Origin of the sequence: Wolbachia endosymbiont (group A) of Volucella bombylans, from assembly GCF_964026965.1 — a bacterium.
Lineage (GTDB): Bacteria > Pseudomonadota > Alphaproteobacteria > Rickettsiales > Anaplasmataceae > Wolbachia > Wolbachia pipientis.
Genome location: NZ_OZ034717.1, coordinates 569,472 through 582,992, shown reverse-complemented (window position 1 = coordinate 582,992; position 13,521 = coordinate 569,472). Strand labels below are relative to the sequence as shown.

Genomic DNA, 13,521 nt, shown 5'->3' with positions numbered 1-13,521 from the left:
TAAAGGAAGTAAAGCTATAAAAATCAGTATAAGTCTATATTCACTATGTATTTTCCGTCTTCAGTTTCAAGCTCAGACTGCATCCACTCTATCGTTTCCGCATTGCAAACTGCCTGCAAATCATCCTGTGCAGATTGATTCAATTTATCCTCTCGTAGATCTGCTTTTATCATCAACTTTTTTATCAGATGCTTAACTGATACATTATTATCTGCCTTTATCTTTCTGATAATGTTTAATATCTGAATAACATTATCTCCCATTTCCTCTGAATATTTATCGTAGATAAGTTCTTCTTTGCTCGGCCAATTACTTTGATTGTGTACAGAATTATAACTATACAACTGGTGGTATATCTCTTCTGTAATGTAAGGCAAGAAAGGTGCAAATAACCGCAAAATAATATTCAGTACATATGCCAAACTTTGCTTTGCACTTAAGTTTGTTTCGCTGTCTACTTTATCTCCATATGCGCGCTTTTTTGCTAGTTCCAAGTAGTTATCACAAAAATCCTTCCAAAAAAATTCTTCTACTGCACTCAAAGCTTCGCAGTATTCAAACTGTAATAGGTTGTTCGTTGCTCTTTCTATAACTTTGTATAACTTAGACAATATCCACTTATCCATTGTCTCGTGAGCAGAATTTATGCTCATCACTTGATGCTTTTCCATGAACATGGAAACGAACTTGCTAGCGTTCCAAAGTTTTGTAACGAGGCGCTTGCCAATTTTGAATGTATTTTCAGAGTAGACTGTATCAACTCCAAGCCTTGAGTTCGCTGCCCAATAGCGCACTACATCAGCTCCATAAGTTTCAAGTATTACATGAGGAGTGATGATGTTACCCTTTGATTTACTCATCTTTTTCTTATCATCGGTTAAACACCAACCGCTGATCATAATGTTTTTCCAAGGTAAAGAATTTGCATGATAATGTGCCTTTAAAATAGTATAAAAAGCCCAAGTTCTGATTATCTCATGGCTCTGGCTGCGCAGATCTGCAGGAAATATCGTATCATAGCGATGATTTGGTAAACTAAACTCACTGTTTACTGCCAGTGCACTCAGTTGAGGAGTAATTGAACTTGTGGCCCAAGTATCCATTACATCTTGATCTGGGATAATCTCTTCTTTGCTATACCCTTTTGGCAAATCTTTGAGTGGATCAATAGGTAGGGCCTTTACTTCAGCTAGAATAATTTTACCTTCTTCTCCCTTACGTTTAGAATACCACGCTGGAAATGGCACACCAAAATAGCGCTGCCTTGAGATGCACCAGTCCCAATTTAGCCCTTCTATCCACACTTCCATACGTTTACGCATAGTAGCTGGATGCCAATTGCATTCTTTTACTTTATCTAATACTTGAGCTTTTTGCTCTAAGGTCTTGATAAACCATTGATAAGTAGGTAATATCTCAAGTGGTGCACCAGATCTTTCTGCGCACTTAACAGAATGAGAAATGTTAGTGCTTTCTATCAAAAGTCCTTTTCCACTCGAGATTTCAATCATCCTCTTTCTTGCTGCTGTAACTTTCAATCCATTTATTTCATCGTAGATTCCAGTGTCAGCTACTTTCATGACGCCGGGGTGTGGTGGAATGACATCATCTAGGTTCATCCTCCCATCCTGATCGATGATAATTTTCATCGGCAGGTTATGCTTTTGCTGCCAATATATATCGAGTTCATCACCGAATGTACAACACATAACAAGCCCGGTGCCTTTATCTATTTTAACCTTATCATCTGCTATTATTGGAACTTTCTCCTCTGTTATTGGCACTACCGCTGTTTTTCCGATCAGATGAGTGTAGCGCGTATCCTCTGGATGACAAAAAACTGCAACGCATGCTGGAAGTAGTTCAGGTCGCGTAGTTGCAATATTGATCTGCTCATTTTCTTGAGTAGAGAAAACTATCGTGTTTAAGGATGACTCAAAAACTTTATCTTCTATTTCTGCTTGCGCAATTGCTGTTTTATCAACCGGGTCCCAAAGGATAGGCTGCATTTTTCTATATGCATATCCCTTGTTATATAGATCAATAAACGACATCTGTGAAAGCGTCACAGTTTCCTTGCTGATCGTGTGATATTCCAAATCCCAGTCATAACTAATGCCGACCGATTTAAATAGTTCCTTGAATTCTTGCTTTGATTTTTCAATAACCTCATGGCACATCTCTATAAATTTTTCTCTGCCAACTTCTTTTGCACGGGTTTTATAGGTTTGTTCAACCAATCTTTCAGTGGGAAGCCCATTATCATCAAACCCAATTGGATAAAACACATCTTTTCCCAGCATGCGCTGAAACCTTGCAATAAAGTCTGTATGGCAATAGCTGAATATATGGCCAATATGGAGTTTTCCCGATATTGTCGGTGGAGGCGTGTCTATAGTGAAAGTGTTATCCTTTTCACCATTCCATTTATAAACTTTACTGCCTTCCCATAATATGTTGCATTTGTCTTCAATTTCTTTAAAGCCGTATTTTTCTTTTAACATAAATATTTCTCAATTTTAAACCTTAAGCTAGCAACGTCATACCGCGATTCATTCGCGGTATAGATCCCGCTAACAAGCAGCGGGATGACGATGGTCGGTAAACCTAAATTACTTTAGCTATAGCACAATTAAGCAAATACGGCAATTTTACGCCAAAATTTTTTGTTTACGAACATAAATTTTCTATGCTATGATAAAAATATTACTTGACCTTAGGTTCTAAGGGTATTATGTAATGTTAATTATATATATTGGGGTTTAATATGTTGAACTCAAATGAAAATCAAAATTCTTCACCTGGAGCAACTTCACCAACTGATATAACATCTGATCAAGAAGGAACTATAAATAAAAACTCTATTGAATCAGGAACAGAGCAGTCGTTACAAGGTTCTTCAGTTGGTAATCAAGATTCTTTAAATGATTATGTTGATGCGAGTAGCACGCCTGTGTCTGAAGGGATTAATGATACAATGCAGGTTGCCGATGATAATGAGGTTACGTCGGGCAATAAAGGTAATCGAAGTGTTGTTTCTAGTGATAGCACGCCGTTAAGTGAAGGTTCTGTTAATGAGCAAGAAGATGTTACTGAGTCAAAAAAAAGAAGAAGATCAGCAAGTAGAAGACTACAACAGAGTAAAGAGCTTGTTAACAGCTTAGAGCAACAGTTAAAAGCTAAAGACGATGAAATAAAAGATTTACAAGAACAGCTAAACAACCAACCAAATGCTACTCTGTTAAAAGCTAAAGACGATGAAATAAAAGATTTACAAGAACAGCTAAACAACCAACCAAATGCTACTCTGTTAAAAGCTAAAGACGATGAAATAAAAGATTTACAAGAACAGCTAAACAACCGACCAAGTGCTGCTCAGTTACAAGCTAAAGATGAGGAAATAACACAATTAAAAGCTCAAGTTCAGCAGTTGCAAGCTAAAAATGCTGAAGTTGTGGAGTTAAATAAACAATTAGAAGAGAGTAAAAGTCTTGTTGATAAATTACAGAAGGAAAAACAAACATTAGAAGATAAAAGCAAAACAACTGAGCAACCAAAACAAGGCAATGGAGCGAAGTACACCGCTACTGTTGGTGTTGGTCTTGCTGCTGGACTGATAGCATTTACTGCACTTGAACATACAGTTAGGTTAGAGATGTTAGTAATAATTGGTATAGCAGTAACATCTGCACTCGTAGCTGGTGGTATTACATATGCAGTATTACCTAGTACTCAAGTAGATGGGGCAAAAGAACAAGAAGTAAATGAGATGGGAAAAAGAAGTAACAAGGGTTAAGCCGAAATGTACGTGTCAAGTAAAACACTTGACGCGAACTTCAGTTTTTGTATTCCTTCATTAGCATAATATAATTTTGTGCTGATTGTGTAATATGTTTAATTTCTTCATTCGACATTTTTTTGAAGAATTTTGCTGGCCTGCCAGCCCATATTTCCCCACTTTTTATCACTTTTCCGTGTGTTACCAGTGAGCCAGCAGCTACCATAGCTTCAGGCTCCACAACTGCATGGTCCATCACGGTAGAGCCCATACCAATAAACGCCTTATCATGCACCGTGCATGCGTGCAACACACAAAAATGTCCCACTGTTACCATGCTGCCAATAATTGTGTCACCACCTGGGTTTCTATCCACATGAATTACCGTTCCATCTTGAATATTTGTTCCATCACCTATTTTTATTGATCCAACGTCCCCTCTGATTACACAATTAAACCAGATGCTTGCATCTCTTCCTATTTCAACCTTGCCTATGATATGCGAACCACCTGCGATGAAAGCACTTTCGTCTATTTTTGGTTCATAATCTTTATATTTTAAAATGTGATACATATTAAGCCCAAAGTCTTATGCATATGTTAATCAAAATAAGGTAAGCAGTAAATACATACTTAGAGGTTGTCCGGAAACAAGTAAAAGGCTATAATATCTGAAATTTTAGTACGGGGTAAAGATGAGAAAAAAGTATCCAACAGATCTAAGCGAAAGGGAATGGGCAAGAATAGAAAAACACTTCAGAGTATCATACAAGAAAGGAGGAAGGCCGCCAAAGTATAGCAAAAGAGAAATATTAGAAGCAATTTTCTATGTATTGCGTACAGGGTGTCAATGGCGGTATTTACCAAATGATTTTCCGCTATGGAAGACTGTGTATGAGCAGTTCAGGCAATGGAAGAAGCAGGGAATTTTTGAGAAAATGAATTATGAAATTACAAAATATAGTAGAAGAAAAATAGGAAGGAATGAGCAGCCGAGTGCCTGTATAGTAGATAGTCAATCTGTAAAGACTACAGAAAAGGGGGGATCAAAGGCTATGATGGAAGTAAAAAAGTAAAGGGTAGAAAAAGGCATATAATTACAGACACTCAGGGTTTTATACTAGGTTGTTACGTAGGCGCTGCTAACGAAAATGATAGAGATGGTATTAAAATAGCATTAAACAATATGAGAACAAAATATACTAAAGTTAAAAAAATGTGGGCTGACATGGGATACCAAGGAAGAAATTTAAAGAATCACATAAAGAGGTTGTCCGGAAACTAGTAAATTCAAGCATATTCCCTCTTTAACATAACCCTACTCATAGCTAGGTATATGAAATTCTCAGTGGATGTTGTGAGTAAATCATACTCCTTCGATAGCCTTCTATTCCTATTAACCCAAGCAAAAGTCCTTTCTACAACCCATCTTCTTGGCTGTACTTTAAACCCTTGTTCTCTTGTTGGTAGTAGCTCAGGTGGCGTATCTTTGTGCACCCAAAATCTACATGGAGGCCTTGTAACAATTTCAATATCTATGTCATATTCTTCCTTTATGTGATTCTTTAAATTTCTTCCTTGGTATCCCATGTCAGCCCACATTTTTTTAACTTTAGTATATTTTGTTCTCATATTGTTTAATGCTATTTTAATACCATCTCTATCATTTTCGTTAGCAGCGCCTACGTAACAACCTAGTATAAAACCCTGAGTGTCTGTAATTATATGCCTTTTTCTACCCTTTACTTTTTTACTTCCATCATAGCCTTTGATCCCCCCTTTTCTGTAGTCTTTACAGATTGACTATCTACTATACAGGCACTCGGCTGCTCATTCCTTCCTATTTTTCTTCTACTATATTTTGTAATTTCATAATTCATTTTCTCAAAAATTCCCTGCTTCTTCCATTGCCTGAACTGCTCATACACAGTCTTCCATAGCGGAAAATCATTTGGTAAATACCGCCATTGACACCCTGTACGCAATACATAGAAAATTGCTTCTAATATTTCTCTTTTGCTATACTTTGGCGGCCTTCCTCCTTTCTTGTATGATACTCTGAAGTGTTTTTCTATTCTTGCCCATTCCCTTTCGCTTAGATCTGTTGGATACTTTTTTCTCATCTTTACCCCGTACTAAAATTTCAGATATTATAGCCTTTTACTTGTTTCCGGACAACCTCTAAGAAATGTATAATGAAAAATAAAAGCTCAAGTTTAACACTTGCAGTTATTTTTACACAATTAAGTAATCATAAAAGTTAGTGTAGGACGAGGTTATACAGTTTGATTTCTTTTAATATATGTTAATTGGTATAATATAAATATAGTTAAGGAGGCGTATTATGACTGGAAGTTTGGCTAAGGAAGAAAAAACAGCAGAGGCAGGAAAAACAAGTAATCAGTCAGAGAATTATGATGTTGAATCAGTTATAAGGGTAGCATCATGTGCTTGGAATGCAATACATTGCTTGTTGGCATCTTATGAATACGATCTATATTCGTCATGGCTTGAATCGCATTTTACATCCCTCAAGGACTGTATCAATAAAATGGAAAAAGACAATTCTTTCACTAAGGACTCTGCTATAATAAAGTTCTGCCGCTCAATTGCAGAAAATAATAAATTATACAAAGAGTTAAAAAATTTAAATAATCCTGCTGAAAATTTTTCTCAATTAGAGAAGATAATAACAGGCTTTAAACTAAAAGACCTAGAAGACAAGGTAAGCTTCTTAATGCTTTTGAAAGAAGAAAGTGACTTCACTGCTATACAGAAGGCTTATAGAGATGAGTGGAGTTTTTATGACCTAATAAATGATAGAGATTTTAAAAAAACGTACATAGATAAAGCAGTAACAGAGTCTGCTAATAAGAGCTTTAAGAAAGATATAGATAAATGCATAAAGTTGGCAGAGCAGGGAAAAAAAGCTGCAAGTAAATATCTTGGAAGGAAAGGCGTAGAGCTTCAAGCTTATTACACAGAAACTGATAACGCTTATAGAGTTTTGAATATCAACTCTATTAATTACAATAGAAGTGAGCCAACCAGGATTAGTGACATTTTACAGCAAGAGAAAGATATTAAAGAGCTGAATATCTATTGCAATAAAAAACATGAAATACACGCTCATCGGAAAGGTAAGGAAAGATATTATGAATTTAAAGAGGGCGCATATTATGAAATGAAAAGCACTTGGCCTGTAAAGGATGGATCCGAAATGTGTACCATGATTATGAATGTGAGTAGCGATGGCATAACTGAAGTACTAAAATTTAATGATGAAGATTTTGTGCTATCGGATGAGATCTTAGAATTAATAAAGCAAAACGATGAATTATATATTCAAGGTCTCTCCTTATATGATGCTGTACTAGAAAAAGGTAAGGCTGCTGATGTTGTACCTACTGCTAATAATAATTTTCAAAATGAGTCTATAGCGGCCTATCGCGAGGAACCAGAGGGGGAATTAGACCCTAAAGTTGATGCTGACAATAGCCTTCCTCCTTCTATTAATAGCAATGCATCAACTCAAACGGAAGTCAATTTACAACACACTGAAACTCAAACAGAAGTTGCTTCACAACAAATTGAAACTAAAACGGAAGTCAATTTACAGCACACTGGAACTCAGACAGAATTTGCTTCACAACAAATGGATGAATTGATTTTAAATAATCAGATGCTGTCCGAAAAAAACGTTGAATTGAAGCAAGAAATGTCAAATTTGAAAAAAGAAGCTGTTGAATTGAAGCAAGAAATAGAAGCAGGGTTGCAAGTGATAAATAAAAAGCACCATGAATTAATACAAGAAAATCAGCGACTACAGGAGAAACTAGAAACAACCCAAGCAGAAGCTAATCAAACAATTGTAAAGTTAGAGAAGCAGGATAGCAATTTACAAGATACACTTGGAGAAGAGAGACTAAAACTCAACATTGAAGAGCTAGAAAACGAGTACGAGGAATTTCCAGGAGATAAGGTGCTTACACTTGAACTCACTAAAGATGAAGATAAAGTCGAAGAGTTAAGAAACGAGCTAGAGCGTGAGAAAGAAAAGTGTAAACAATTATTAGAAGAAGAAAATGAATGGGGTGATGAATTGGTAGGAATACTTGATGGACTGGAAGAAAAAATTCGTGCTGATGAACAAAGGAGCTTCAACAATCAATTAACGGGAGAAATTTCTAATGAGTCTGGTAATGCTCCACGACAGAAGAAAAGGTTATCCAAATCTTCAAGCGTTGATAATGAGTCTTATGTTCCACTGAGAGAGAAGACAACATTACTCAGATCTTTAAGCGTTGATAGTGGACTTGATAGCGATGAAGAAAATTGTGATAATGATTTATCTTTCAACATAAGTCCTATAAGTTCTATTGAGAAGGTGGCAGAGAGTAGAAACGTAGGTAGGGTATCATTGTGAAGATGGTTGGGGTTAAGTTGCAACTTAAGTGGGGCGCAAAAGGTCTTTTGTGTTGATAATAATTTAAAATCTATAGTAGACTAAAAAAGATTATTAAATTATAATATAACATATGATAAAAGACGAGAAATCGAAAACAATTTTTGAAGTGGAAGGGGCAGTAACTGCTTTACTACCTGCAGCAGAATTTAGAGTGAAACTGGACAATGAACATGAGATTATCTGTCATGTATCAGGGAAAGTGAGAAGAAGTAAAATACGCATCATTATAGGGGATAGGGTGTTAGTTGAGATGAGCATTTACGATAGGAATGCGAGAAAGGGTAGGATCATTAGAAGGCTTAAAGGTACAAGTGACAGAACGATCTCTAAATAATCTTATTCTTGCTTCATCATCGAAAAGGCGTATAGCTTTACTAAAACAAATAAACATTGAGCCAGGTTTAATTTTGCCAGCAGATATAGATGAAGCCCCTTTAAAAAAGGAACTTCCGAAGGATTACTCAATCCGTATGGCAAAAAGTAAAGCGGAGAAAATACAAAGCTCAAATCCAAATTACTTTGTGCTTGGTGTTGATACAGTTGTTGCTTGTGGTAGAAGGATATTGCTCAAAGCTGAAAACGTTGAGCAAGCAGAAAAATGTATCCGCTTGTTATCAGGAAGAAGGCATAGAGTATACACCAGTGTATGTCTATTAACTCCCGATCAATCTAAACAACATATCAGGACTGTGGTTACAATAGTGAAATTTAAACGTCTCAGTGAACAAGAAATTAAGTATTATTTAGCATCAGAAGAGTGGAAAAATAGGGCGGGGGGATGCAATATACAAGGCCTAGCTGGAGTGTTCGTATTGTTCTTACGCGGCTCCTACTCTTCCGTTATAGGGTTACCATTACATGAAACCTATTGTTTGCTAAGCAATTATTTTAACTTCAATTTATATTGAAATACCTTTATTAGTATCTTTTTTTTGTTGTGACTCAGCAACCTGTTTAGCCCAATCTAGTGGTCTTTTATTTCTGTTAGCTAATGCAATTCTATTGCGATCATAACCATCAGTGTGTTCTGTTAAAGTATCTCCTCTTTCTTCTTCTATTACTCCAGCTTTCAGTTGTGCTTCATCTTTCTCTAGTAATTTATATAGTTCGCTATTTTTATCTACAGTTGGATTAGTGTCATTATTTTCTCGTTCTGCCACTGTTTTTTCTAACCACTTACGTATAGGGTCATATTGTTTACCTTCTCCTATCTTTTCTAAAATGTTTTCTGAGAATGAATCTTTAGGAATATTTTCTTTAGTAGCCTGTTGTGCCGGTTCTCTTAACCCTTTATCCGGGTTTCCCAATGCTCCTTTTAACTCACTCGTATCTCCGATTTCTTTTGGTTCAATGTTTTCTAAGCTCTTCTTTAACTGTTCAGGATTTACTTGAGATTGTTCATTATTGTCATGAGTTGGAGATGAATAGCCCGAATCGTTTGCTTTTATGTCTGTTGAGCTGTCTTTTAGCAACCCAACTTCTCTCAAGCGTTTTTTAGTTTCTTCGCTAATCTGACTCTGATCAGCTGGTTTTAACCCGAGATTTTCTTGACCTAATGTATTTTTAAGTTCTTCAAATAGAGTTAGATTACTTTGTCTAATATGTTCTTCTAATTTCCTTCCTACCTGTTTTAAATCTGTTTGAGATTTACTATCACTATTAGTTGGAGATATATAGCCTGAATCACTTATACTATTTGGTGTTGAAGCAGAGACACTAACAGTTGGACCTTCCACTATTTTTACATCTGCTAAATCGTCTTTTTGCAATCCATCTTCTTTATCTTGTGACAGTTTATCAGTAGGATCAACTTGCCTTAATCCTCTATTATCCTGCTGTGATCTATCTCTGATTTCTTTAAGAAGATTTTCAGGTGGAGTTTGATCACTTTGTTCAATGTTCTCTAAGCTCTTCTTTAACTGTTCAGGATTTACTTGAGATTGTTCATTATTGTCATGAGTTGGAGATGAATAGCCCGAGTCACTTTTATTATTGAGTGCTGTAGCAGAGAGCGGCTGTTCACTTTCTTTCCACTTAGCATCACTAGCATCTTGGTTATCACTGTTATCTGGAGAAGATGAATAAGGAATTATGTCCTTTAATGTCTCTAACGGTGATGGGTTATTTTTTCTACTTCCTGCAATTGATGCTTTTCTATCATCAACATCAATGTGCCGTAAGTTGTTTTTCTTGAAATTTCTGATGTCTTGTAACAGATCGCCTTTGCTATTTCCTTCTTGTTGCTGGGTTTTAGGTTGTTGCTGATCATTAGGTGTTTGCTCACTTCTATCTGGTTTTTGGCTTCCAGGTACAGCATGTCCAAATGTAGGATTGTCATACCGTTCATCTTCTTGCCTATTATCTTGATTGTGGCTTACAGACTTGGTGAAAGTAGAACTATCTGAAGAATCAGAAGTTGCACCTTTTTGCTGATTATTAGGTGTTTGCTCATTTTCGCGCAAGTCATCTGGTTTTTGGCTTCCAGATTTGGCTCCCCCTTGCTCATCGAAAACACCTTTTTTAGGTGGTAGTGAACTAGTTCTAGGTGGAAGTGGCGGAGGAGTTTTTTTGTTCTGAGGATTCTCCTCAAAAAGCGATTGTAGGTTATAAACTTGACCTCCCGAATTTGCTTCTCGTGCTGCTTGTCTAAGCTCACGCTTTTCTTTAGCCTCCTGAGAATTAATTTTATCGTCAAAATCTTTTCCAATTCCGCTATCGTAAGACTGCCTTCTGCTGTTAGATTGTAGTCCAAAATGTGAATGGTGGTCTTCTTTTTTTTGAGTTATATCAGTAGCTTGAACGCTAACACCTCTATTAACATCAATTCTTGTTGTAGTTTCAGATGATAGCTCGTTACTGTCTTTATTATGTTGCATCTCATTCGCTTTTCCTTGTCCTTTCTCCCTGAATTGTATTTCATGCAAGAATAAACCACCTATTTTTACATCTCTGTTTACTTCTAACCGTTCTAGAGAAAAATCATCACCTTTAACAAGGTCTACACCGTTAGCATCAATCTTAATTTTGATCTTACATTCCTTCCCCTCCGCATACCACTTTAAAGTCATTTCATATGAACCATCAGTTACGACATAATGTCTTATTTTTTTCCCTTCTTCCTCGGCAACAAAACCATGCATTCCGCTCTTTCCATCACTATGCAATGTTGAAAATCCCGAGATTTCATTCTTCTCACAAAAATCACTGTTTAAAAATTCGCTGATTTTAAACTCTTTTTTGTTATTTCCCAGCGTAATACTTGCGTGATTACCGTATATTGAAACTCCTGCAACATCATCAACATACTCTTTCAACCTTTCTTTAACTTCACTTTCAAGGTCTTGTCCAGCTTTCTTTGTCTTGTCGCATTTCTGAAGAATAACTCCATATGCTTTATCTTTGTTTTCTTCTTCGTCCCAATTCCAGTTGGCGTGTTTTGTTAAAAACTTTACTGTGTTAATATCAACTCTAGCATTATAAATTGGGTCGTCTTCCTTTTTTATTTTATCAAATAAAGGAAAAATTTCTTGAATGCGCTCATTATAAATGTGTTCTTGTTGTGTATCGTTAGTGCCCATATATCCCTCACTAATAACCCTCTGCCTTTAGTTCTAGCTAATACTAGCTAATATAATTATCACAAGCATTGGTTGAATTTTTATTAAGGAAGGTTGTGTTACTAATGTGATGACACAAGCTATTTTATGGTAACATCAAACGATTTAAGTTGTCATTCCAGTCTGGAATCCAGCCTTTCACGAACCCCATCAAAAATGTTGTGTTTTAACATAAGATTAGCTACTTTTATGCTCACTAACTTAGTGCCAATCAAGATTCCTGGATCCCAGTGTCTGGGCACTGGGATGACATCCTTCTTGGCGGAAATCACTCTTATATCACAACAGCTGCATAGCCTAAATTGCTTTAGCTATAGCTCTGTTTTTGCAACTTCAAATATCTGCTACTCATAGTAAACACTTCTGGATCTTGAGAGGTTAGCTTGAGTATAGCGAGTATGTTGATAAACAACAAAGCAGCAATCGAGATATCAGCAACATCCCATAGCAACCGGACTTTACCTATCGCACCAAGCGGAATGATCATGGTAAAAATTACAATCCAGATTTTAGTGTATTTATTATCCATAGACACATAGCGTATTGTCTGTTTTGAGCAAAAAAACCAAGTAAAAATAGTAGTAAAAGCAAAACAAAACATTATGGCCATAATTAAATAGTCAATATAAGGCCAATTCATTGCCTTTCTAAAAGCAAATATGCACATGTTAGTGCTCTCTAAATCAGTGACCCAAGAATCTGTGACAAGCAGTACCATTGTTGTAATAAACACTATAAACGCAACTATAAAAGGCGATATTATCGTAATTAGACTCTGCTCAATAATAAATTTATTATTATTTTTCTTAGGAACAATTGAAGAATGTACGATTCCTTCAAGGCCAAGCCCTATATCTGTTGCAAAAATACCTCGCAAAGTTCCGACTTGAATAATAGTCAACATTTCTAGAATCAAACCTAGAGATAAACCAGAGTTAAAGCTACTGGTTGTAAAAAAACTGCTTGTTATTAGTTTTAGAGAAGGAAGAATATTTTCACTAAATTTAAATAATATGATACCGCAAAGTGTGAGGTAACTTACCGTCATTATCGGTATCATAGCCGATATAAAAATTTTAATTTTTTTTAAGCTGAGAGCTGCAACAACAAAAAATATTATGGCCATTACAATGCCACCAACAACTACAGGCACATCTATCATATTAAGTGGTATTGATAGAGAATTTACCTGAACAAGGTTACCAACTGTTATTGAAACCATCATCATGATAACTAGAAAGACAATTGTGGCCTTCCTAGAGTTAAACGCATCAGTCATGTAGGCTACAGGGCCACCTATAAACCTTTCGTTCTTTTCCTTTCTGGTTTTTATACTTAGATAACAAGTGACATATTTTATCACAGAAGTGATAACAATAATTATTGCCATCCATAAAATAGAGCCCGGTCCTCCGGTTTTTAGAGCAACAGCAGTTCCTGAAATATTTCCTACTCCTAAATTTCCCCCTAAAATTGTAAACAGAGCGGCTATAGAAGAAAATTTATTTTCTCCTTTTTTAGCTCCAAGGAGTGAAAGGGCGTATGGTAATCTAAATACCTGTAGCCATTTTAGTTTAATCGATAGGTAAACACCAGCAACTAGCATGAGTAATATTGTTGGCAGTAATAAAACAAACTTTACTGTATCCATCTGTAAA

General features: G+C 36.0%; 9 protein-coding genes and 2 pseudogenes. 5 read left to right on the top strand and 6 right to left on the bottom strand.

The annotated features are described in order from the left end of the window. Positions 1-23: 23 nt before the first annotated feature. Entirely contained in the window at positions 24-2,504 is a 2,481-nt protein-coding gene (locus AAGD51_RS02900) for a valine--tRNA ligase (protein ID WP_236514798.1), read from the bottom strand. Between the two features lie 263 nt (positions 2,505-2,767). Here AAGD51_RS02900 and AAGD51_RS02895 point away from each other — a divergent pair, with 263 nt between their 5' ends. Beyond that, positions 2,768-3,796, top strand: coding sequence for a hypothetical protein (locus AAGD51_RS02895; protein ID WP_341810495.1), 1,029 nt, complete (start codon positions 2,768-2,770; stop codon positions 3,794-3,796). Between the two features lie 40 nt (positions 3,797-3,836). Here AAGD51_RS02895 and AAGD51_RS02890 read toward each other — a convergent pair whose 3' ends face one another. After that, positions 3,837-4,352 carry a gamma carbonic anhydrase family protein gene (locus AAGD51_RS02890; RefSeq protein ID WP_236514800.1) on the bottom strand — a complete coding sequence of 172 codons (516 nt, stop codon included), beginning with the start codon at positions 4,350-4,352 and terminating at the stop codon, positions 3,837-3,839. Between the two features lie 121 nt (positions 4,353-4,473). On the opposite strand from AAGD51_RS02890, the pseudogene AAGD51_RS02885 reads away from it, so the two are divergent. Next, positions 4,474-5,045: pseudogene (locus AAGD51_RS02885) on the top strand (IS5-like element ISWpi1 family transposase); the annotation flags it as partial. A 23-nt stretch (positions 5,046-5,068) separates the two neighbouring features. On the opposite strand, the pseudogene AAGD51_RS02880 reads toward AAGD51_RS02885, so the two are convergent. Further along, positions 5,069-5,901: pseudogene (locus AAGD51_RS02880) on the bottom strand (IS5 family transposase). A gap of 221 nt (positions 5,902-6,122) precedes the next feature. On the opposite strand from AAGD51_RS02880, the gene AAGD51_RS02875 reads away from it, so the two are divergent. The 3 genes from AAGD51_RS02875 to AAGD51_RS02865 all read left to right on the top strand — a co-directional run bounded on the left by AAGD51_RS02875 (position 6,123) and on the right by AAGD51_RS02865 (position 9,154). After that, positions 6,123-8,204 (top strand): hypothetical protein, encoded by a 2,082-nt coding sequence (locus AAGD51_RS02875; RefSeq protein ID WP_341810494.1) that lies wholly within the window; start codon positions 6,123-6,125, stop codon positions 8,202-8,204. Between the two features lie 112 nt (positions 8,205-8,316). Further along, the gene (infA, locus tag AAGD51_RS02870; RefSeq protein WP_007550159.1) at positions 8,317-8,580 is read left to right on the top strand and encodes a translation initiation factor IF-1; all 264 of its coding nucleotides are present in this window, start codon (positions 8,317-8,319) and stop codon (positions 8,578-8,580) included. Continuing rightward, on the top strand, positions 8,558-9,154 hold the full coding sequence (locus tag AAGD51_RS02865) for a Maf family nucleotide pyrophosphatase (RefSeq protein ID WP_007550161.1): 597 nt from the start codon (positions 8,558-8,560) through the stop codon (positions 9,152-9,154). The genes infA and AAGD51_RS02865 overlap by 23 nt, the downstream gene beginning before the upstream one ends. Here the strand turns inward: AAGD51_RS02865 and AAGD51_RS02860 are convergent. The 3 genes from AAGD51_RS02860 to AAGD51_RS02850 form a co-directional block, all read right to left on the bottom strand. Next, on the bottom strand, positions 9,146-11,824 hold the full coding sequence (locus AAGD51_RS02860; protein WP_265040874.1) for a hypothetical protein: 2,679 nt from the start codon (positions 11,822-11,824) through the stop codon (positions 9,146-9,148). The two genes, AAGD51_RS02865 and AAGD51_RS02860, sit on opposite strands and share 9 nt — an antisense overlap. 152 nt (positions 11,825-11,976) lie before the next feature. Next, positions 11,977-12,135: a hypothetical protein gene (locus AAGD51_RS02855; RefSeq protein WP_153296804.1), complete on the bottom strand. Its 159-nt coding sequence runs from the start codon at positions 12,133-12,135 to the stop codon at positions 11,977-11,979. A gap of 35 nt (positions 12,136-12,170) precedes the next feature. Beyond that, complete coding sequence (locus AAGD51_RS02850) at positions 12,171-13,514, bottom strand: alanine:cation symporter family protein (protein WP_038198671.1); 1,344 nt, start codon at positions 13,512-13,514, stop codon at positions 12,171-12,173. Between the last annotated feature and the right edge of the window lie 7 nt (positions 13,515-13,521).

Bases quoted from the DNA above. Each gene is read 5' to 3' on its own strand.
- AAGD51_RS02900 (WP_236514798.1), bottom strand. From the start codon at position 2,504: ATGTTAAAAGAAAAATACGGCTTTAAAGAAATTGAAGACAAATGCAAC.
- AAGD51_RS02895 (WP_341810495.1), top strand. From the start codon at position 2,768: ATGTTGAACTCAAATGAAAATCAAAATTCTTCACCTGGAGCAACTTCA.
- AAGD51_RS02890 (WP_236514800.1), bottom strand. From the start codon at position 4,352: ATGTATCACATTTTAAAATATAAAGATTATGAACCAAAAATAGACGAA.
- AAGD51_RS02875 (WP_341810494.1), top strand. From the start codon at position 6,123: ATGACTGGAAGTTTGGCTAAGGAAGAAAAAACAGCAGAGGCAGGAAAA.
- infA (WP_007550159.1), top strand. From the start codon at position 8,317: ATGATAAAAGACGAGAAATCGAAAACAATTTTTGAAGTGGAAGGGGCA.
- AAGD51_RS02860 (WP_265040874.1), bottom strand. From the start codon at position 11,824: ATGGGCACTAACGATACACAACAAGAACACATTTATAATGAGCGCATT.
- AAGD51_RS02850 (WP_038198671.1), bottom strand. From the start codon at position 13,514: ATGGATACAGTAAAGTTTGTTTTATTACTGCCAACAATATTACTCATG.